We start from the raw sequence: 19,446 nt of genomic DNA, 5'->3' as shown, positions 1-19,446 counted from the left end.
GGATGGCGGTTGTAAAACTGAAGGACATTGCCCAGGCGCGTTCTGGTGATAAAGGCAACATTGTCAATATTGGTGTGTTCGCTCCTAATCAAGCAATCTATGAAGAGTTTCTAGCACAATTGACACCAGAGCGGATAAAAGCTCATTTCGCAGGCCTGGTCAAAGGGGAGGTTCTTCGTTATGAGCTACCTAATATATTTGGATTGAATTTTGTTTGCAAAGAGGCATTGGCAGGGGGAGGCTCCTCCTCTCTCCGACTTGATAACCTTGGAAAATGCTTTGGTTCGAATATGCTTCGATTGGAAATAGAAGTCGCTGATCATTTATTAGTAGATATAAAAAAATGAGGTGAAAGAGATGACGTATGCACCATATTTTACGGAAGAACATGTTCAATTAAGGAATATGATTCGTAAGTTTGTTGAAAAGGAAATTGCTCCTTTTGTTGACGAGTGGGAAGAAGAAGGGATATTTCCTCGATCTGTGTTTACGAGAATGGGAGAACTTGGCCTTTTGGGCTTGCACTATCCGGAAGAAGTTGGCGGTCAAGGTGGTGATTATTTCTCAGGTATGGTTCTTGCAGAGGAAATTAATAAATGTGGATGCGGTGGCTTGCCAATGGCGATTGCAGTTCAAACAGATATGGCAACGCCGCCAATTTTTAAATTTGGAACGAAAGACCAACATGAGCGGTTTTTAAAGCCAGCCATTCAAGGGAAAAAGATTGCAGCAATCGGAATATCAGAACCGAATAATGGCTCCGATGTGATGGGCATTCAAACAAGAGCCAAACGAGATGGCGATGAATGGGTCATCAATGGGACGAAAACGTTTATTACGAACGGGACGCGTGCTGATTTTGTCACTCTCGTTACTCGAACTTCTGAAGACCCAGGACCTAAGGGAATTAGTCTGTTTATCGTTGAAACAGATCGGCTAGGTTTCTCTGTAGGGAAAAAGCTAGACAAAGTGGGAATGCGTTCTTCTGACACAGCAGAGCTCATCTTTGATAACGTCCGTGTCCCCCATGAAAACCTATTGGGAAAAGAAGGCCATGGCTTTTACCAAATCATGTGGCAGCTTCAGGGAGAGCGAATGATCGGAGCAGCTGGGGCAATCGGTGGAGCTGAATATGCCTATGAGCAGGCATTAACTTATGCGAAATCAAGAGAAGCCTTCAATCAGCCGATTGGAAATTTTCAAGTGATTGCCCATTTACTTGCCGAAATGAAAACAGAAATAGAAGTTTGTCGTGAACTAACTTATGCAACCGCTTACAGATTCTCGAATGGAGAAGTTCCTTCAAAGGAGATTTCAATCACGAAACTCGCTGCTGCACAAATGGGGCATTGGGTCGCAGACCGAGCGCTGCAAATTTTCGGTGGGAATGGTTATATGGCTGAATACCCAATTGAACGAGCATGGAGGGATAGTCGCTTACCACGGATTGGTGGAGGGACGGATGAAATTATGAAAGAAATCATTTCCAAACAAATTGGGTTGTAAAAAGAGAGGAGGGGTATGATGTCGCACTGGATTTTTACTGAAGAACATGAAATGTTTCGCAAAGCGGTCAGGGCTTTTTTAGAAAAGGAAGTAACTCCATACATTGAACAATGGGAAAACGAGGGTGAAACGCCTAGAAGCTTGTACCGAAGAATGGGTGAATTAGGATATTTGGGGATTAAGTTTCCAGAAGAGTATGGAGGTAGTGGACTCGATTTAATTATGGAGGCCGTCTTTACGGAAGAACTTTCACGATGTGGTGCTGGTGGCGTTGGGGCAGCGATTGGCGCTCATACAACGATTGCGATGACGAATATTTGGCGATATGGGACCCATGAGCAAAAACAGAAATATTTGGTACCTGGTATTAAGGGGGAAGCAATCTCTGCATTAGGGGTAACAGAACCTAGCGGTGGCTCAGATGTTTCAGGGATTAAAACAACCGCTAAAAAGGATGGAGATTATTACATTTTAAATGGTTCAAAAACATTTATTACAAACGGTGTCAACGCAGACTATGTAATCGTAGCTGCAAAGACGAGAGAAGAACCGACCCATCGCAATATTAGTTTGTTTATCGTCGAAACCAATTCAAAGGGTTATTCCGTTGGGAAAAAGCTAAAGAAATTAGGTTGGCGCTCATCTGATACGGGAGAAATTTTCTTCGACCATGTAAAAGTTCCGAAGGAGAACCTGATTGGGAAGGAAAATGAAGGTTTCCTTTATATCATGAACAACTTCCAATATGAAAGAATGACACTTGCACTTGGGTGTATTGGTGCGGCAGAAAAAGCGTTGCAGTTAGCGATTAAATACAGTAAAGAAAGAATTCAGTTTAACCAGCCACTCTCTGAGTTCCAAGTGCTTCGTCATAAAATGGTTGATATGGCGGTTGACATTGAAAAAGCTAGAAATATTTCCTATCGAGCACTTTATCTATACAACAGAGGAGAAGATTGTGTCACGGAAGCAACGATGGCGAAGGCTTTTGCTTCAGAAATGCTGAACCGTGTTACCGATCAGGCCTTACAAATACATGGTGGGAATGGCTATATGATGGAGTATCCAATTCAACGAATTTGGAGAGATGCGAGGATCCAAACAATTGGTGGTGGAACGACCCAAATCATGAATGAAATTTTAACAAAACAATTAGGAATTATTACTCAGTCTAGCAAATTGCAAACCCAATAAACTATTTTATTCAACGAAAAGGATGTGCTTGCTTTGGAACGTGAACGGAGAATACTCGCAGAACGAGAACGAATCCAAAAGGGTGGACCAGATCATGAGAAAATCAAAAAGCTTGGAAAATTATTTGTTCGTGACCGGTTGAAACTCTATTTCGATGATGAACAGCCTTTCTATGAAACCGGCTTGTTTGCGAACGCGAATAAGGAAAAGTTGCCTGCTGATGGTGTAGTTGTCGGGACAGGAAAAATTGATAATCGCATTGCTTTTTTTATGGCCAGTGATTACACCGTTAAAGCTGGAAGTATGGGGAAATACCATAGCGAAAAAATCTTGAGAATTCAACAAGCAGCAATCCGTGGAAAACGACCGATTATCTACATGATCGATTCTTCCGGCGGAAGGATTGATGAAGCCGGTGGCTATCATGTCGAAAAGTATTCTGGAGGGAGAATTTGGTATAATCATAGCTTACTTTCAGGAAGGGTACCGCAAATAGCGGTTCTTTATGGCCCATGTTTTGCGGGCACAGCTTATATGCCGGTGTTTTCGGATTTTTGTATTATGGTTGATAAAACTTCAGGAATGGCGATTGCTTCCCCACGTATGGTGCAAATGGCCACAGGGCAAAAAGTCGATATTGAAGAACTCGGCGGGGCAACCATGCATGCGACCAAGAGTGGTTCAGCTGACTTTGTAGCAAAAACGGAGGAGGATGCCGCTGAAATTGTCAAAAAACTATTATCTTATCTGCCAGATTCCTTTGATGCAAAAACACCTGTCTTCCCAGTGGTTGAACCAACGAGGGATTCTAGCGAAATTGACAAGATTATTCCGAAGGAACCGAACCGTGCTTATGATGTCCGTAAGCTAATTGAAGCAGTTGTCGACGGAGACAGCTTTTTAGAAGTAAAAGCCAATTACGCAAAAGAGTTAGTGACAGGGTTTGCAAGGCTAAATGGAAAAACGGTTGGGATTGTTGCAAATCAACCGATGCAAAAGGGCGGAGCGATTTTCCCTGAATCAGCGGATAAAGGTGCAAAGTTTGTTTGGACGTGTGACGCCTACAATATCCCGTTGCTCTATTTATGTGATACACCTGGATTTATGGTTGGAACAAAGGTCGAGCAGGAAGGAATTTTACGGAAAGGTCGAAACTTCATTTTCGCCAGCTCTAGTGCCAATGTTCCGAAGATGTGTGTAATAGTCCGGAAAGCGTATGGAGCAGGAATTTATGCCATGGCTGGCCCAGCCTATGAGCCAGATACAACGATCGCACTCCCGTCAGCTGAAATCGCCATCATGGGGCCAGAAGCGGCCATCAATGCGGTTTATTATAATAAAATTCAAGCCGTAGAAGATCCAGAAGAACGGGCTGAGTTGGTGAACAAACTTCGCGAGGAATACAAAGCAGGGTATGACATTGTCAAGCTATCTAGTGAACTAGTGGTCGATGATTTAGTTGTGCCAAGTGAATTAAGAAAAGAATTAATTAGTCGCTATGAAACCTTTGAAAACAAAGATTACCCACTTCCAGAGAAAAAGCATTCTACGATTCTTAGTTAAGTTTACAAGTTTTCGATATTTTTATTTTGGGGGATTGTTAAATGATAAAGGGAATTGGAAGCTGGCTTGTAAAACATAGTAAAGTGAGCCCTGAGCGACTTGCACTTGTCTACAACGAAAGGCGATTTACGTACGCTGAATTTAATGAAAGAGTGAATCGTCTGTCTCATGCGCTCCTAAACTTGGGAGTGCGAAAGGGTGATCGTGTCGATGCACTTTTATTAAATACAAATGAAATGATGGAAGCTGTATTTGCTTGTGCAAAGATTGGAGCCATCTTTGTACCTATTAATTTCCGCTTAAGTGTTGATGAAGTTCTGTATATCGTGAATGATTCAAGAGCCTATCACTTTATTTATGATGTGCGAATGAGACCGGTAGTGGACCAGCTACGCTTGAAGGATTCTAGTTTACAAGAGTACATTCATGTGGGGAACAATCCTCATGAAGAAGATTCACTATATGAGGAGTTAATTGCAGGCGCATCAAACGCCGAACCGGAATTTGATGTGGTTTTGGATGATATTCATTTGATGATGTATACATCGGGGACAACAGGGAAGCCAAAGGGAGCTATGCTAAGTCATGGAAATACCCAGTGGAATGCCATTAACTGCATCCACAGTATACCTTCTGATAATAGCGATATCACCTTATGTGTGGCACCTTTATTTCATATCGGTGGCATGAGCGTGTTTACTTTGCCATTGTTATATAAAGGTGGAACAGTAATTTTGGATGATGGTTTTGATCCAAGTAGGGTGTTACAAAAAATCCATGAAGAGAAAATCACTAGTATTTTCCTTGTTCCAGCCATGTGGCAAGCTCTTACAGTTGTTCCGAACTTTGAATCTTATGATATCTCGTCCCTTCGATTTGCTGTTTCCGGTGGGGCACCTTGCCCAATTACAGTCATTGAATTTTACCAAAAGCGGAATATCCCGTTCTATGAGGGCTTTGGGCTTACTGAGACAGCACCATTTGTAAGCATCCTTGATAAAGAGAATACGGTCAGAAAAAATGGATCGGTAGGGAAGGAACCTGTTCATACTACCGTCCGAATTGTTGATCCAAATGACCGTGATGTCCCTCCAGGTGAGGTTGGTGAGTTAATTGTCCAGGGACCTAATATAATGTTCGGATATTGGAATAAACCTGAGGCAACGAAAGAGGCCATTAAAAATGGTTGGTTCTATACAGGTGATTTAGCTAAATTCGATGATGAAGGTTTTATTTATATTGTTGATCGGAAGAAGGATATGATCATAACCGGTGGGGAGAATGTCTATCCAATCGAGATTGAACAAGTCTTATACCGCCATGAAAATATCGCTGAAGTTGCCATAATCGGCTACCCTGATGAAAAGTGGGGCGAATCAGTAAAAGCGATTGTCTCATTGAAGGATAAGAGTCAAACACTTACGGTCCAGGACGTAGCGAGCTTCTTAGATGGAAAGATAGCTAGGTTTAAAATTCCAAAGCAAGTCGAAGTTGTTGAAGCGTTGCCACGGAATGCGACTGGTAAAATTCTTAAAACCGTTTTAAGACAGCAAGTACAAGTGTAAGGGGGAAATGACGTGTACGATAAATATTTTGAACATTTTGAGATTGGTGAAAAATGGGAGTCAAGAGGTCGGACGATTACGGAGACGGACTTAGTCATGTTCTCCGCACTGACCGGCGATTATTATCCCCTTCATACGGATATTGAATATGCCAAGAACACTGTTTTTAAGCAAAGGATTGCTCATGGGATGCTAGTCCTTTCCTTTGCCACAGGTTTGACGAAAATGGATCCCGATATCATTGTCGCCAATTATGGTATTGATAAATTAAGGTTTATTCAACCCGTCTTTATCCATGACACAATCCATGTTGAACTAGAAGTTCTAGACCTTCAAGATAAAGGCAATGGAACAGGAGTTGTCACGGTAAAACAGTCAACTGTTAAGCAAACCGGCGAAGTTTGTATTGTTGGAATTGCTAAGGGACTTGTTAAGAAAGAAAAAATATAATGAGTGGGGGAAAGCGAGAATGCAAAACGTAATCAATCGAGTTGCCATTGGTGATATCATTAGGCGAAATGCTGCGAGATTTCCGGAGAAGGTGGCGCTGCTAGATGGGCAAAAGGAAATAACTTATCAAGAACTAGATGAAATGGCTAATCAGTTTGCCAACTTTCTATTAAGTTCTGGATTAAAAAAGGGCGATACAATTGCGACCATCTGTGGAAACTCATGGGAATACGTGGTTATCTTCAATGGGATTGCCAAAGCGGGTCTCGTCTGGGTACCAATGAACCCTGCCATTTCTGTAAATGAAAAACTTTATATTTTAAATCAAGTTGAAGCGAAGCTGATTCTAGCGGATGCGCCATTGGTTCAAAACGACCTTGGAGAGCTAAGGAAGGTTTGTTCCAATATTATATCAGTAAGAGGGAATCTTGGTGACACCAATACCTTTTTACTGGCTTTAGATGGGCAGACAAAGAAAGAACCCGAAGTTGAAATACAAGACAGGGATGTTGCTCAGATCATGTTCACGAGTGGAACGACTGGCAAGCCAAAAGGCGTGATGACAAGTCATGTTGCTGTTTATATTGCTAGTCTTGGAAATATCATTGAGTCTAACTTCGGGGAAGACGAAATCATACTAACAATGATGCCGTTATTCCATTGTGCCCAGCATACATTCACCATGTCCGCATTACATCGCGGGGCGAAAAGTGTGATTATCAGTGGTTTTGAACCAGAAACTTTAATGAAAACCATCGAAGAACAGAAAATTTCCAATATGTTTGCCTTGCCAATGATGTATAAAATGATTCTTGACCATCCAAATAGGTCTAAATATAATCTCAGTTCATTAAAAAGATGCACGTATGCAATGGCTCCAATGGATAAAAGGTCATTAGAAAGATGTATCAATGAAATCTGTCCTGAATTTGCTTTAGGAACCGGTCAAACAGAGATGTACCCTTCAACAATGGTATTTAGACCAGAAGAACAGCTCCGTCGTTTTGGATCGTATTGGGGAACATCTTCCCTCATTAATGATACTGCGATTATGGACGATAACGGTCTTATTCTGCCAAAGGGAGAAGTAGGGGAAATTGTCCATCGTGGTCCAAATGTTATGAACGGCTATTTTAAGAATGAAGAGGAAACACAGAGAAGTAGAGAGTTTGGTTGGCATCATACCGGAGATCTCGGTTATTGGGATCAAGATGGTCAACTCGTCTTTGTAGACAGAAAAAAGGATATTATTAAAACGGGCGGCGAAAATGTTGCTTCGATTATGGTCGAAGGGGCATTGCTGATGCATGAAAAAGTTGCAAACGCTGTGGCTGTTGGATTACCCCACGAGCATTGGGCAGAAGCGGTAACTGCTTTCATCGTACTAAAGCCGGGAACCTCCTGTACAGAAGAGGAAATCATTCGTCATTGTAAGGAGCAATTGGGTGGCTTTCAAGTTCCGAAATCAGTCGTATTCCTTGATCAGTTGCCAATGACGGCTACGGGAAAAATTCAGAAGCATAATTTAAGGAAGCAATTTCAAAGTCATTATAATCAATTAAATATTTAATTTTGAAAGCGCTTTATCTTGTTGAGGAACTACCAGTCTCTAACAATGAGAGGTGAGTACGCCCCCTCATTGTTAGAGGATAAAGAACCTCGAAAGATATGGGGTTCTTTCAAGATGTTAAAATAAGAGGATCCTGAAAAATAAAATCATCCAACTGAGGGGGAATAGCATGTCCCAACCTGTGTTATATAGGAAAGAAGGATATAAGGCGTATATCACCCTGAATCGACCTGAAGCAATGAACTCAATGACACCAGAGGGTTTTGAAATGATAGGGCAATACTTCCTTAAAGCGCAAGAAGATCAAGATGTTCGCGTTATCATTTTGACAGGAACTGGCGATAAGGCTTTTTGTTCAGGTGCTGATTTAAAAGAAACCATTCCATTAATCATGGAAGGTAAGATTGATCCTGAAAAAACGGATGCTGCGATGTTGAAGAATACCCCGGTATGGAAGCCAATCATTTCTGCTGTTAACGGTTTCTGCCTTGCAGGGGGAACGGAAATCTTACAAGCAACCGATATTCGGATTGCTTGTGAGGAGGCAAGGTTCGGCCTGCCAGAACCAAAATGGTCAATCATGGCTGCTGCCGGCTCGCTTGTCAGGCTAGTTCGACAAATCCCTTATTGCCGTGCAATGGAAATTCTTCTTACAGGAGAACAACTTTCTGCTCAAGAAGCAAAAGAAATTGGTCTCATTAATAAGGTGGTGCCTAGGGATCAACTAATGGATGAAGTTGAAAGATACGCAGATATCATTTGCAAAAATGGGCCAATTGCTGTCCAAAGCACGAAAAAAGCGGTTTTAAGATTAATGAATCTGCCGATGGATTTAGGTTTTCGTGAAGAGTGGAGCTATTCACAGGCTGCCTTTAAAAGCAATGATTCAAAGGAAGGGATACGCGCTTTTATTGAAAAAAGAGCGCCTGAATTTAAAGGAAATTAGTTTCTAAGCGAACAGTACTCTTGCTGTTCGTTTTTTTATAGAAGTATAAACTCCTCCTTTACCTAAGAGTAAAGGAGGAGGAGTTATAGGTAGGTTTTTAGCGAAAACTGTTGCTTTTCTTATATTTAGTAAATTTATCCTTGAAAAATCTTTGAAGACATCGTATAATAAATGAGTCGCTTTTAATATGTCCCAGTAGCTCAGTAGGATAGAGCAACAGTTTCCTAAACTGTAGGTCGGGAGTTCGAATCTCTTCTGGGACGCTAAAAAAACCCTTGTTATTCAAGGGTTTTTTTGTATTTTTTATGGTTACTTCGCACTTTATAACGATTTGCCATTAGCCCCTTTAGGTGTATTTTAGGCACAATTAAAAATTAAAGATACTTTTTTAGGCGAAGCCTTATATTGTTCGTTAGTACATAATAATAACTAAACAGTCGCTGTTTCAATTACCTAGAGCGCTAGTTAGCCTTTGATATTCAAAAATAAAATAATCAAGTTCCTGGCTTGCTTTTATGGTTCGGTGATTATTAAATCCATGGGTAAGACCGATATCTATTAAATCGCTTCTTAAAAATTCGATATAACCTAAGAGTTCACGCTCGGTTAAAACGGAAGAAATCATAGTTTCCATAGTGTAATTTCTCCTTGAATAAGAATATAAATTTAATACTCATTCTACCAATTTAGTATAAAAAGTGGAAGCCCCAATTTGAATAGAATTGGAAATACCGCAAATTATGGAATGAGCAATAGTAGCTTTTAAACGAGCTTTGGATTAGTTGATGCAAAAGCTCTTGGATATGGTTAAAAGCTCATAAGTATGTGAATAATGTTCACATCTACATAAATGGAGGATTTTTCTATGAAACACACATTTGAGTACGATCAAATTTTCTATAATGAAGTGATTTATCATTTAGAACAAAAGTGGAGCCGTAAATTATCGCATCATGAAAAACATATTCTAGTCGAGGGATATAAGTTCGGAAGATTGACTGAAGCTGAAAATCTATTATCAAATGAGAGGATAAAATGATCCATAAACTGGTTTTACAAGGCTTATTCCACTTAAAAAGACACAGCCCTATCTATGATGGGCTGTGTCTTTTTAAACCGCCTGTTTCCGATATTCCTTCGCAAATTGTACCAGCATTTGCTCAGTAATTGCAGCATAGCCAGCTGGGTTTGGATGAACACCATCAGATGATAGATTTTGTGGATTATTGCCATTAATGACTTTTGTAGTTTGAATGACAATCGAGGATGGGATATGTTGAGCTACCTCATATATTTTCACATTCCACTTAGGAAGCAAGCTGTCAGCTAAATCTGATAGTTGGTGGTCAGCAGGTAACGGATTATATAGCTCTAAAAAAACAATCGTTGCCTTGGGATTAATTTCTTTAATTTTATCAGAGATATTTGTTAGATTTTTAGTAAACGTAGACTGTAGTGTATCGAAAGAATTAATTGCCGCGTAGTAATCTTGGTTGCGTGCTGTCTTTAATACATCATTCCCACCGATATTAATCGTAATAATATCTGCTTTTCGAATGTCTTCGTCAAGGTTTCCCTCTTGGACCAACTCGTTCAGTCCGGAACTCGTCATTCCGTTAATCCCTTTATTGTTATAATGAACGGTTTTGTTGATTTTTTGACCAAGGAGATTAGAGAAGCTATAGACTAAATTTTCTGTTTCATCCACGCCAAATCCGTGTATAATCGAATCTCCGATTGCGAGATGATGAATATCCTGTTTTTTCGACTGTCGATAATATTCTAAGTACGTTTCTCGACTCAAATCCTTTCCCACTTCCATTGATTCATTCTTCATTTTTTGAATTTGATATTGAGGGTAAAAGACCCAAGTAGTAATGGCTACCCCAATAGAGAGGAAGAAAATTAGCAAATACTTAAACACCTTCATTGAAATCTCCCCTTTATATCTCAATATTATATCAAGAGAAATTTAGCAATACCTAGGTAGTATTTTCCTCATATAGTAAAAGCATGCAGGGAAAATGTTCAACTGAAGAGATAAAATGTTCCGAGCCAATCAACAATATGTAAAATCATCAGTGTGCTTTAACACACCCAAAAAAAGGAAGAATTGAATTCTTCCTAGGATATTACGATAACAATGTAAGTAAAGAGCCACCTAATGCCCCAGTAACGACAATGACCCAAGGGGGGAGTTTCCAATATACAAGCATACTAAACAGCACCGCAGCAAAGGCAAAATCAATTGGTGAGAGGATAGAGCTAGTCCAAATTGGATGATAAAAGGCTGAAATCAGAATTCCAACTACAGCAGCATTTACTCCCATTAACGCCCCTTTAATTTTTGGGTTTTGTCGTAAGTCATCCCAAAACGGCAGTGTACCAAGGATTAACAAAAAAGCTGGTAAAAAGATTGCCACAGTTGCCAATAGACCACCTTGCCATCCATTGATTACTGTCCCCAAATACGCAGCAAAGGTAAACAACGGACCTGGGACAGCCTGCGTAGCACCATATCCAGCTAGAAATGCTTCATCGGTCATCCATCCTGTCGGTACCACTTCACGCTCTAATAAGGGGAGGACAACGTGACCGCCACCGAAAACTAGTGATCCAGATCTGTAAAAGCTATCGAATAAGGCGACCCAATGCAATGATGTGGTTTCTCTTAGAATAGGTAAAAGAAAGAGCAAACCAAAAAATAACACAAGACAGCCAATCGCAAAGCCACGTGAAATCGGGAAATTTTTACGCTCGGATTCGTTAGGGGTAGCATGCTGTTTATAAAGGAGGAAACCAATAAAAGCAGCCAATAAGATAACCCCTACTTGGGTGTAGGCTGTTTGCCATAACAGGGTTACGACGAGTGCCAAAAGGGCAATGGCTTTACGGCTCAGGTCTGGCGTGAGTTTTTGCGCCATCCCTACAATAGCATGAGCAACAACGGCAACGGCGACTAGTTTTAAACCTTGTATCCAGCCGGCATTTCCGACATCAAATCCCTGTAGAAGCAGAGCAAATAGAATCAAAGCTAAAACAGAAGGGAGTGTAAATCCAATAAATGCAATAATCCCACCGAGTAAACCAGCTTTCATCACGCCAATTCCAATCCCAACCTGACTGCTGGCTGGCCCAGGTAAGAACTGACATAATGCTACCAAATCGGCGTAGCTTTTTTCATCCATCCACTTTCTTCTTCTTACGTACTCCTCATGGAAGTATCCTAAGTGTGCAACCGGACCACCGAATGAGGTAAAGCCAAGGCGAGTGGATACAGTCAATAATTCCAATAATGTTTTAAAATCTCTAGATTGATGTTTTTTTTTCATCTTCATCTCCTTAAGTGGGTAAATATTCTTTTGCCTTTTTTCCAACTGATTATAACAATAACTATTTCCAAACTGTATTCATAATAATAATTTTTACAATAACTTTACAATAATGAGCAGATTTAAATATATTAGCAGGTTTTTTATTATAAATAGTCGAAATATAAGAATATACGACAATAAAATTTTTTTGGGGGAAGCACAGTGGCTTATACAGAAATGAGAATCGCAGCAGAAACAAAAACGGCACATGTGAATAATGTCTCGTTATTTGAATACTTGGATGAGGCACGAAAAAAGTGGTACCACTATAGTATTTTAAATGGCGTAGAATCAGTTGTTGTCCATATTGGAATTAATTATAAAAGAGAAGTTTTCAATCAAAATAAACTAGTTGTTCGGACGACCCTGGCCCGTGTGGGAAATACTAGTTATACGCTAAACCAGACGATTGTGAATCATTTAGAGGAACTTGTAGTTTCGGCAGAGGTTGTATTAACCACAATCAATCGACAGACACGTACAAAGGTTAAGGTTCCCCAAGGAATACGCTCCTTATTAGATCGAGATAGTTTGATAGACTTTGATAAAATGGTAGCTAAGGGTAATTCTGCTGAAATCGAATCAGGGAAAAACTAGAAATAGCAAATATCCCTAATAAATGAGGAAATTCACCGTGCTGAATGGACTATGGTTCATCTATTTTTTTAATTAAAATTAAAAATATGAGAAAAAACGTCCAAGGAAATTCGACACGAACAATAAAAACCATACAGTAAACGCATCGCTAGCGTATAATTTTTGTCTCCTTACTACATTCATTACCGATTTGTGTAAAAAAAAGTCGATAAGTTTAAATTTCTTTTATGACCATACTACGTTACTATTAAAATATATGTCGGGTGTTCTAACTTTTTGGAATGGGTCGGAATATTAAAACAAATAATATTGTCGGAGGTAACAGTGTGAGTATGGTCATCAAAGAAAATCTGATGCAAGATTATTATGCGGAAATGAATGATGAATTTTTAGTCCAGCTGTTCCAAGACGGAGATTGGGAAGCGTCAGAATTTTTGATGCGGAAATACCGGAGTTTTGTTCGTGCAAAGGCTAGTCGATATTTTTTAATTGGTGGGGAGAAAGAAGATATCGTCCAAGAAGGGATGATTGGTCTTTATAAAGCAATTCGGGATTTTAGAGTGGACAAGCTCTCGTCTTTTAAGGCTTTCGCTGAGCTGTGTATTACTAGACAAATCATTACGGCTGTAAAATCAGCTACTCGCCAAAAGCATGGCCCACTAAATTCTTATATTTCTCTAAATAAACCAATTTATGAAGAAGAATCCAATCATACTTTAATGGATATCATCACTGGTCCAGTGAACATGGACCCTGTGCAGATGATCATTGATCAAGAAAAGGCTAGTGATTTGGAAAAGAAAATGTCAGAAAAGTTAAGTGATTTAGAAAAGAGAGTTTTAGAGCTCCATATCGCCGGTCACTCCTATGTGGAAATCTCCAAAAATGTAAACACACATGTTAAATCGATTGACAATGCTTTGCAACGAATAAAAAGAAAAATGGAACGGTACTTGGAAAGGAAAGAAGTCATTCTCTAGTTGTCGAACAGTAAAGGGAAAAAGAGTTGCGTATATGCAGCTCTTTTTATTTTTAACATAAAAAAATACCGCTGTATCACATAATTGGCGGTATACCTTCACCTAAGGTTTTGATGATGGCAGTAATGGATTGAACTTGGCTATCGTCAAGGTCAAAGGCTTCCTTTACTTTTTTTTCAAGGTCTTCAGTGACTCTTCTTTTTCCAACCTCTACTAGGCCAATCAGGGCGAAACTACAATTGACCATTCTTGCAAACTCTCGCTGGTTTAAATTATGGCTTTTTCTTAGAAATTTAATAATGTCCTTATTCAATCACATCACCCCTTCCAACGAGCTATATTTAAATTAACGTATACAATGAAGGTTGTCAAAGTGTTTTTAGTAGAAATTAAAAATAGATTATAAGAATAAAATAATTGACCTTGATTAGTGAATATCACGTTTTTTGAATCGCCCTCCGCGGACCTCAGCAATATTTCCAACAGCTAGAAAAGCAGACGGGTCTAGCTCCTCGACAATCGTTTTTAACTTTGCCTCTTCTAGTCGTGTGATGACACAGAAAATCACCATTTTATCATCACCAGTATAAGCACCTTCCCCGTTTAAATAGGTGACTCCCCGTCCTAAACGCGCGAGAATGGCTTCACCAATTTCTTGATATTGGTCACTGATGATCCAGGCTGACTTCGATTCGTCAAGTCCAGCGATAACAATGTCAATCGTCTTAAAAGCAATAAAGTAAGCTAGTAGGGAGTACATTGCCCGGTCCCAGCCAAAAATGAATCCCGCAATTCCAAAAATAAAAATATTGAAAAACATAATCATTTCCCCAACAGAGAAGGGAAGTCTTTTATTCATTAATATCGCCATGATTTCGGTACCATCAAGGGATCCTCCAAAACGAATAACAATTCCTACCCCAGTTCCAAGGACAATACCGCCAAAAACGGTCGCTAGCAGTAAATCTTCTGTAAATACGGGGAAGCTATGTAATAGCGTAGTTGTAATCGATAAAACTGTAATTCCTAGAAGAGTTGATAACGCAAAGGTTTTTCCAATCTGCTTATAGCCGATAAAGAAGAAAGGAATATTCAGAACGAAGATGAAGAAACCTAATCTCCAACCAGTGAGGTGGGATAAGATAATTGAGATACCAACGATGCCCCCATCAAGAATTTGGTTGGGGACGAGGAACTCCTCGATTCCAACACCCATTAAAATTGCTCCAATAACAATAAAGAATATCCTTTTTACTACTTTTGACTTTGGTGTACCCTTATGTTTATTTTTTGGGTTCTCTTTAGTCTGTTCTCGATTCATGAGTCATGTTTTCCTCCCCAATAACTCTTAATATATAAATCAAATGTTTTCATAGCTATTTATAGAAAATTTTAGCATATTTTATATTCTATTAGAGAGAAACGAAATAAATAAACTGAATAATCTCAAAACAAAACATCTCTATTAAAAAACCTTTTTGAATCAGACTGTGGATTTCGGTAAAAACTCTTCAACCGTGAGCAACAACAAGGTTCCTTAACGAATCTATTAAAAGGTATTGTCCCGTTCCCGAAAGACGACAAAATCTTAAGATGGAATTAGAATCTTTTTTGCTACAATTATTGTATAGATACATAAAATATAGAAATGAAATTTGATATGGGTATTCCATCTTAGTGCATGGGTTATAAGACGTGACAGTATGAATAGAGGTCGAGATAGAATGGAGGTGTAACCTGATGCAAACCGTGAAAATCATGCTAGGTGTCATTGTCATTTGTCTATCCGTATACTCTGTTATTACAGGGGACCATTCAGTCATTCCATGGGCACAGCTTTTCATATCGATTTTAATGTTGGTTCTCGGCTGGACTGAATTTAAAGAAGAAAAAAGAAAATCAGGCTTTCTTTCAATGGGTGTAGGAATATTTCTCTTCATCGTCTTCATTTATACGTTTTAGTTAGTGGTTGTTTTCGTAGGGATTGTTGATAAAATCCTAAAGCCGATTTTAATGCAAGGTAAGGTAATTGTTATGTGATAGTAAGTTTGTAAGCTCATTTCCCATAAAAAATTGCTAACTTGCCGTGAAACAAAGCGTAATCCAACTTAAAGCAAAAACAACATTTTTTAAGAAATGAGCCCAGTTAATAAGCACACAAACAGCTAAGGGTTATATTTTGAAAAAGAAGGTACATGGTACCTTCTCTTATGTTTTCACGCCCTTTTTCGATTGACGGTAGCTATTGGGGTTGGAGAACACGTTCCACTTGGGGTCAAAGATTTTAAAAATATTTAATTTCTTCTCCTTTAATCATAGCTGGTGCGGTGTATCCTTTAACCGTAATATCTATAAAGTCATCTGGAACTTTATCCGCTTTTATAGCATACCTTCCGGTGGTTGAAATGGCCTTGAGGCTTTGTAGGGAAACATGTTTAACGTTCTTTCCGATATCTATAGCTATAGGTGCGGAGTTTTCTATTCCTATGTTCTTTAAACACACATTATCAGCATGTTGTTCGCCACCGAAAATTCGAATATCGCTACTAGCTGTATGAAAACCTCTAATGGAAATATGGTTCATTGAAATATTTCTAGCTTTGTATTGCACTGCAATGACTGGGTTATGACGATAATCATAATCTGGGTCCCCAATTAAAGTAAAATGGTTCACTGCAACATAAACATAAGCGGAAACAACCATACCTCGTGGTGTAGATCCTTCATATAAATCGGAGAATACAGGAGCAATCGAAATTATATTTGTTGCTCGAATATGGTAAGCCGTTCTTGAATTTGGATCTGTTTTTTTATGGTGGCCAATATGACGGAAATTGTAGCTTCTATTATCGTTAACAGAAAGATGGCCTATGATTTGTACGTTATTTGCAGCCGAAGAATTATGATGTGCTTTAATTTCAATCCCGCCGAAGCATCGGGTTGTTGAGTTATTCACAAGCCAAACATTTCTCGAGCCATCGTCGATTTCAATTCCGTTCGAGTTAGCGTACCCTTTATCATGTGCCTTTCCGCTCGGGTCGGACAAGTGACAGTTAGAGATAAACAAGTTCTCACTATGATGGGTGGTAATTCCATCGTCCCCAAAACCGTAAGCGTTCAACTGGTCAAACCAAATATATTGACTAGCGCCACGGGCACGGTTGCCGTCACCAGAATAATCATAAAAGGAAGCGGAAGCGTCAAAGCCATGTAAACCGGCATTTATTGCTTCAACGTTTTTCACCCATCCGTAAGACACATTGGCATAAGTCAGGCAGCTAGAGTAGTTTCCCCATGTAGCTGTCTTTCTGGCCTCGCCAAGCCTTTCCACATTCCAATCTAGACTCATTCCTTCGACCAAGATGTGGTGATTCCCACGTAAGAAATTAGAATTGCTTACGAGCCTTCGACCTTTGGGGGCGTCATCACTCAATTTAATGATTGTTTTTCCTTTACCACCACCAACAAGACAAGTCCAGGAGGGGAGTTGAATCCCTTTTACAATAAAGACGCCCTCAGGGATATGGATCTTGACCCGTCCATTGCTGATAGCTTTCTTGAAAGCCACTGTATTATCTGTTTTTCCATCACCAATTGCACCGAAATCAAGTACGTTGACTTCTCGAGTAGTCTGTTTTAAGAGCTCTAAATATTCTTCATCCAATTTGGGTTTCCATTCTGGAAAGACAGCCCCCTGATGGTCAACCATTGTCCCGTATGCCGACAGTTCAGCGTTGGTAGAAGTAGCAATGCTGAACCTTGCCAGCGCTGATACAATCTTTTCGAAAAAGGAACTAAGAGATGATTGTGGTTCAGGCCGCTGTGATTTAATGGGATGCTGAGTTAACTTCTTTAACATAACACCCGTATCATCAATCGCTGATTTTATTTCAGGTTTATGGCGCGAATATCTTTCAATTAAAGCTGCATTTTTTAGAGGGTCGTGCTTTTTACTCAAGTAGAGCATGTTCACCACACCTTTAAATGGATTGCTACTTAAGATTACTCGTTTATAGCTATGATAAAGTAAAAATAATAAGAACACTACTAGGGGTGCCTAAGTCAGAGTTGAGAGGGAAAAATTCTAACCCTTTAGACCTGATGAAACCTGTGTACGAATCAAAAATAATAAGATAGCTTACTTGTATAGGCAGTGTGCCAGAAAAAAGTAAATGCCGTTTTTTAAACTTTGGGACTATGTGATGAATGACGTGGATGGCTGTATAAAACAAACAAAGGCAGAACCAGAGAAAGGGGTGTGTTGTATAACAATAAAAGAAGCCCTTCTCAGATACTAAGAAGGGCTTCCTTTTAAACTTTATTCTTCATGTTTTCTCATGCAGTGTTCACATTCATATAGAAACGATTCCTGCTTTTCTTGGAACTTTGATCCACATTCACGGCACTCTTTTACAGTTGGATTTTTCATTTATTATTCCCCCAGTCGGTTGATTGTAAATTCATTGTACTATAACAGATTTGAATAATCAATACTGTTATATAATTATTTTTAAATTTTTTTGAATTTTCAATACCGAGCATTTTAGAGGCTGGATTTAAACTTACATACAGATAATATTATCATCCACTTCAAGAAGGTAACGTTAAGGATTAGGGTCTAAATTGGGTTGTCTTCCTCAGAGTTATCATATTTCCGAAACCTTGTATTATTGTTTTTCAACCACCTATAGAACACAAAGAGACAATGGCTTAAAAAGGTTAGCCATTGTCTAATCCGTTTTGATGAGGATCCAGAGAGGATCTAGTGAATATCTTTCTTTTTGAACTGACCTCCTCGCACCTCTGCAATGTCTCCAATAGCTAAGAAGGCGTTGGGATCCCAATACTCAACGATTCTTGTTAATTTCGATTCTTCAATTCTGTTGATGACAACGAATATTACCCGTTTGTCATCACCTGTATAGGCGCCTTCTCCGTTTAAAAAGGTAACACCACGCCCAAGCCGGGCATTGATACTATCAGAAATTTCCTTAGAGAAATCACTAATAATCCAAACAGACTTTGACTGTTCGAAGCCTTCGACGACAGCATCAATAGCTTTTGAAGCAATATAATAAGCCAATAGGGAATACATAGCGCGGTCCCAAGTGAACACAGAACCCGCCGCAGCTAAAATAAAGAAATTAAAAAACATCACGATGTTCCCTACAGTAAGAGGAACCTTTTTACTTATTAGGATGGCGAGAATTTCCGTTCCATCCAAGGCCCCACTACTCCGGATAACCGTTCCAACACCAATTCCAATTAACATGCCACCGAAAACAGTAGCGAGCAATACATCATCAGTAAAGGCTTCTACATGATGAAGCATAAACGTGAAAAGCGATAAAATGGTGATTCCAAATGTCGTTGATAAGGCAAATGTTTTGCCGATTTGCTTATACCCGATATAAACGAATGGGAGATTCAATAGAAAGAGGAAGATTCCGAGTTTCCACCCCGTTATATGGGAAAGCATGATGGATATTCCGGTTATACCGCCATCAACAACTTTGTTAGGAACGAGGAAAATTTCCAAACCAATGGCCATGAGTAGGGCACCAAAGGCTATCATAATTATTCGCCCGATTACTTTAATTAACGGTAATTTGTGGTGAACAACAGTTTCTTCAATCTTGTTTGTCATAACATTCCTCCACAAATGTTAATATAGACAAATTTCTTTAGTTTCAAACTGTAA

General features: G+C 39.4%; 20 protein-coding genes and 1 tRNA gene. 13 read left to right on the top strand and 8 right to left on the bottom strand.

All coding sequences use genetic code 11. From position 1 onward, the window contains the following. The first annotated feature begins 2 nt into the window (after positions 1 to 2). From BMX30_RS14390 to BMX30_RS14350, 9 genes are all read left to right on the top strand, one after another. Positions 3 to 347, top strand: a complete 345-nt coding sequence (locus tag BMX30_RS14390; RefSeq protein ID WP_090747005.1) for an AtuA-related protein — start codon at positions 3 to 5, stop codon at positions 345 to 347. A gap of 10 nt (positions 348 to 357) precedes the next feature. Beyond that, positions 358 to 1,506 carry an acyl-CoA dehydrogenase family protein gene (locus BMX30_RS14385; RefSeq protein ID WP_090747001.1) on the top strand — a complete coding sequence of 383 codons (1,149 nt, stop codon included), beginning with the start codon at positions 358 to 360 and terminating at the stop codon, positions 1,504 to 1,506. Positions 1,507 to 1,524: 18 nt separating this feature from the next. Further along, positions 1,525 to 2,700, top strand: coding sequence for an acyl-CoA dehydrogenase family protein (locus BMX30_RS14380; protein WP_090746998.1), 1,176 nt, complete (start codon positions 1,525 to 1,527; stop codon positions 2,698 to 2,700). Positions 2,701 to 2,724: 24 nt separating this feature from the next. Beyond that, positions 2,725 to 4,263 carry an acyl-CoA carboxylase subunit beta gene (locus BMX30_RS14375; protein WP_342028075.1) on the top strand — a complete coding sequence of 513 codons (1,539 nt, stop codon included), beginning with the start codon at positions 2,725 to 2,727 and terminating at the stop codon, positions 4,261 to 4,263. Positions 4,264 to 4,304: 41 nt separating this feature from the next. After that, on the top strand, positions 4,305 to 5,828 hold the full coding sequence (locus BMX30_RS14370; RefSeq protein ID WP_090746993.1) for an acyl-CoA synthetase: 1,524 nt from the start codon (positions 4,305 to 4,307) through the stop codon (positions 5,826 to 5,828). Positions 5,829 to 5,840: 12 nt separating this feature from the next. Continuing rightward, on the top strand, positions 5,841 to 6,278 hold the full coding sequence (locus BMX30_RS14365; RefSeq protein WP_090746990.1) for a MaoC/PaaZ C-terminal domain-containing protein: 438 nt from the start codon (positions 5,841 to 5,843) through the stop codon (positions 6,276 to 6,278). A 19-nt stretch (positions 6,279 to 6,297) separates the two neighbouring features. Beyond that, a complete protein-coding gene (locus tag BMX30_RS14360; protein WP_090746988.1) occupies positions 6,298 to 7,848 on the top strand; it encodes an AMP-binding protein in 1,551 nt (516 codons plus the stop codon). A gap of 169 nt (positions 7,849 to 8,017) precedes the next feature. After that, entirely contained in the window at positions 8,018 to 8,794 is a 777-nt protein-coding gene (locus tag BMX30_RS14355; protein ID WP_090746985.1) for an enoyl-CoA hydratase/isomerase family protein, read from the top strand. Positions 8,795 to 8,983: 189 nt separating this feature from the next. Beyond that, positions 8,984 to 9,057: transfer RNA gene (locus tag BMX30_RS14350), tRNA-Arg, on the top strand. A gap of 182 nt (positions 9,058 to 9,239) precedes the next feature. Here the strand turns inward: BMX30_RS14350 and BMX30_RS14345 are convergent. After that, positions 9,240 to 9,428, bottom strand: coding sequence for an aspartyl-phosphate phosphatase Spo0E family protein (locus tag BMX30_RS14345; RefSeq protein WP_090746981.1), 189 nt, complete (start codon positions 9,426 to 9,428; stop codon positions 9,240 to 9,242). A 231-nt stretch (positions 9,429 to 9,659) separates the two neighbouring features. On the opposite strand from BMX30_RS14345, the gene BMX30_RS23575 reads away from it, so the two are divergent. Next, positions 9,660 to 9,833, top strand: coding sequence for a hypothetical protein (locus BMX30_RS23575; RefSeq protein WP_170843896.1), 174 nt, complete (start codon positions 9,660 to 9,662; stop codon positions 9,831 to 9,833). A gap of 72 nt (positions 9,834 to 9,905) precedes the next feature. On the opposite strand, the gene BMX30_RS14340 is transcribed toward BMX30_RS23575, so the two are convergent. Together BMX30_RS14340 and BMX30_RS14335 are read right to left on the bottom strand one after the other, a co-directional pair. After that, entirely contained in the window at positions 9,906 to 10,724 is an 819-nt protein-coding gene (locus BMX30_RS14340) for a GDSL-type esterase/lipase family protein (RefSeq protein WP_090746978.1), read from the bottom strand. Positions 10,725 to 10,926: 202 nt separating this feature from the next. Beyond that, positions 10,927 to 12,126: a chromate transporter gene (locus tag BMX30_RS14335; protein ID WP_090746975.1), complete on the bottom strand. Its 1,200-nt coding sequence runs from the start codon at positions 12,124 to 12,126 to the stop codon at positions 10,927 to 10,929. Positions 12,127 to 12,330: 204 nt separating this feature from the next. Between BMX30_RS14335 and BMX30_RS14330 the strand changes: the two genes are divergently transcribed. Together BMX30_RS14330 and sigH are read left to right on the top strand one after the other, a co-directional pair. Further along, the gene (locus BMX30_RS14330) at positions 12,331 to 12,765 is read left to right on the top strand and encodes an acyl-CoA thioesterase (RefSeq protein ID WP_090746972.1); all 435 of its coding nucleotides are present in this window, start codon (positions 12,331 to 12,333) and stop codon (positions 12,763 to 12,765) included. Positions 12,766 to 13,097: 332 nt separating this feature from the next. Then, positions 13,098 to 13,745 carry an RNA polymerase sporulation sigma factor SigH gene (gene sigH, locus BMX30_RS14325; RefSeq protein WP_211482079.1) on the top strand — a complete coding sequence of 216 codons (648 nt, stop codon included), beginning with the start codon at positions 13,098 to 13,100 and terminating at the stop codon, positions 13,743 to 13,745. A 76-nt stretch (positions 13,746 to 13,821) separates the two neighbouring features. Here sigH and BMX30_RS14320 read toward each other — a convergent pair whose 3' ends face one another. Together BMX30_RS14320 and BMX30_RS14315 are read right to left on the bottom strand one after the other, a co-directional pair. Next, positions 13,822 to 14,058, bottom strand: a complete 237-nt coding sequence (locus tag BMX30_RS14320; protein WP_090746966.1) for a helix-turn-helix domain-containing protein — start codon at positions 14,056 to 14,058, stop codon at positions 13,822 to 13,824. Between the two features lie 114 nt (positions 14,059 to 14,172). Continuing rightward, positions 14,173 to 15,066 (bottom strand): YitT family protein, encoded by an 894-nt coding sequence (locus BMX30_RS14315; RefSeq protein ID WP_090746963.1) that lies wholly within the window; start codon positions 15,064 to 15,066, stop codon positions 14,173 to 14,175. Between the two features lie 419 nt (positions 15,067 to 15,485). On the opposite strand from BMX30_RS14315, the gene BMX30_RS14310 reads away from it, so the two are divergent. Then, positions 15,486 to 15,707, top strand: coding sequence for a DUF3953 domain-containing protein (locus BMX30_RS14310; RefSeq protein ID WP_090746959.1), 222 nt, complete (start codon positions 15,486 to 15,488; stop codon positions 15,705 to 15,707). Positions 15,708 to 16,029: 322 nt separating this feature from the next. Here the strand turns inward: BMX30_RS14310 and BMX30_RS14305 are convergent, their stop codons facing one another. The 3 genes from BMX30_RS14305 to BMX30_RS14295 form a co-directional block, all read right to left on the bottom strand. After that, the gene (locus tag BMX30_RS14305; protein ID WP_090746957.1) at positions 16,030 to 17,712 is read right to left on the bottom strand and encodes a glycosyl hydrolase family 28-related protein; all 1,683 of its coding nucleotides are present in this window, start codon (positions 17,710 to 17,712) and stop codon (positions 16,030 to 16,032) included. Between the two features lie 351 nt (positions 17,713 to 18,063). Further along, complete coding sequence (gene yhfH / locus BMX30_RS14300; RefSeq protein WP_090746955.1) at positions 18,064 to 18,174, bottom strand: protein YhfH; 111 nt, start codon at positions 18,172 to 18,174, stop codon at positions 18,064 to 18,066. Positions 18,175 to 18,507: 333 nt separating this feature from the next. Further along, complete coding sequence (locus BMX30_RS14295) at positions 18,508 to 19,392, bottom strand: YitT family protein (protein WP_090746954.1); 885 nt, start codon at positions 19,390 to 19,392, stop codon at positions 18,508 to 18,510. Between the last annotated feature and the right edge of the window lie 54 nt (positions 19,393 to 19,446).

The sequence above is a fragment of the Mesobacillus persicus genome (genome assembly GCF_900109925.1).
GTDB classification, from domain to species: Bacteria; Bacillota; Bacilli; order Bacillales; family Cytobacillaceae; genus Mesobacillus_B; species Mesobacillus_B persicus.
This window is presented reverse-complemented; position numbering and strand designations above follow the sequence as displayed.

Bases quoted from the DNA above. Each gene is read 5' to 3' on its own strand.
- BMX30_RS14355 (WP_090746985.1), top strand. From the start codon at position 8,018: ATGTCCCAACCTGTGTTATATAGGAAAGAAGGATATAAGGCGTATATC.
- BMX30_RS14310 (WP_090746959.1), top strand. From the start codon at position 15,486: ATGCAAACCGTGAAAATCATGCTAGGTGTCATTGTCATTTGTCTATCC.
- BMX30_RS23575 (WP_170843896.1), top strand. From the start codon at position 9,660: ATGAAACACACATTTGAGTACGATCAAATTTTCTATAATGAAGTGATT.
- yhfH (WP_090746955.1), bottom strand. From the start codon at position 18,174: ATGAAAAATCCAACTGTAAAAGAGTGCCGTGAATGTGGATCAAAGTTC.
- BMX30_RS14360 (WP_090746988.1), top strand. From the start codon at position 6,298: ATGCAAAACGTAATCAATCGAGTTGCCATTGGTGATATCATTAGGCGA.
- BMX30_RS14335 (WP_090746975.1), bottom strand. From the start codon at position 12,126: ATGAAAAAAAAACATCAATCTAGAGATTTTAAAACATTATTGGAATTA.
- BMX30_RS14315 (WP_090746963.1), bottom strand. From the start codon at position 15,066: ATGAATCGAGAACAGACTAAAGAGAACCCAAAAAATAAACATAAGGGT.
- BMX30_RS14305 (WP_090746957.1), bottom strand. From the start codon at position 17,712: ATGCTCTACTTGAGTAAAAAGCACGACCCTCTAAAAAATGCAGCTTTA.
- BMX30_RS14380 (WP_090746998.1), top strand. From the start codon at position 1,525: ATGTCGCACTGGATTTTTACTGAAGAACATGAAATGTTTCGCAAAGCG.
- BMX30_RS14345 (WP_090746981.1), bottom strand. From the start codon at position 9,428: ATGGAAACTATGATTTCTTCCGTTTTAACCGAGCGTGAACTCTTAGGT.
- BMX30_RS14340 (WP_090746978.1), bottom strand. From the start codon at position 10,724: ATGAAGGTGTTTAAGTATTTGCTAATTTTCTTCCTCTCTATTGGGGTA.
- BMX30_RS14390 (WP_090747005.1), top strand. From the start codon at position 3: ATGGCGGTTGTAAAACTGAAGGACATTGCCCAGGCGCGTTCTGGTGAT.
- BMX30_RS14370 (WP_090746993.1), top strand. From the start codon at position 4,305: ATGATAAAGGGAATTGGAAGCTGGCTTGTAAAACATAGTAAAGTGAGC.
- sigH (WP_211482079.1), top strand. From the start codon at position 13,098: ATGGTCATCAAAGAAAATCTGATGCAAGATTATTATGCGGAAATGAAT.
- BMX30_RS14295 (WP_090746954.1), bottom strand. From the start codon at position 19,392: ATGACAAACAAGATTGAAGAAACTGTTGTTCACCACAAATTACCGTTA.
- BMX30_RS14385 (WP_090747001.1), top strand. From the start codon at position 358: ATGACGTATGCACCATATTTTACGGAAGAACATGTTCAATTAAGGAAT.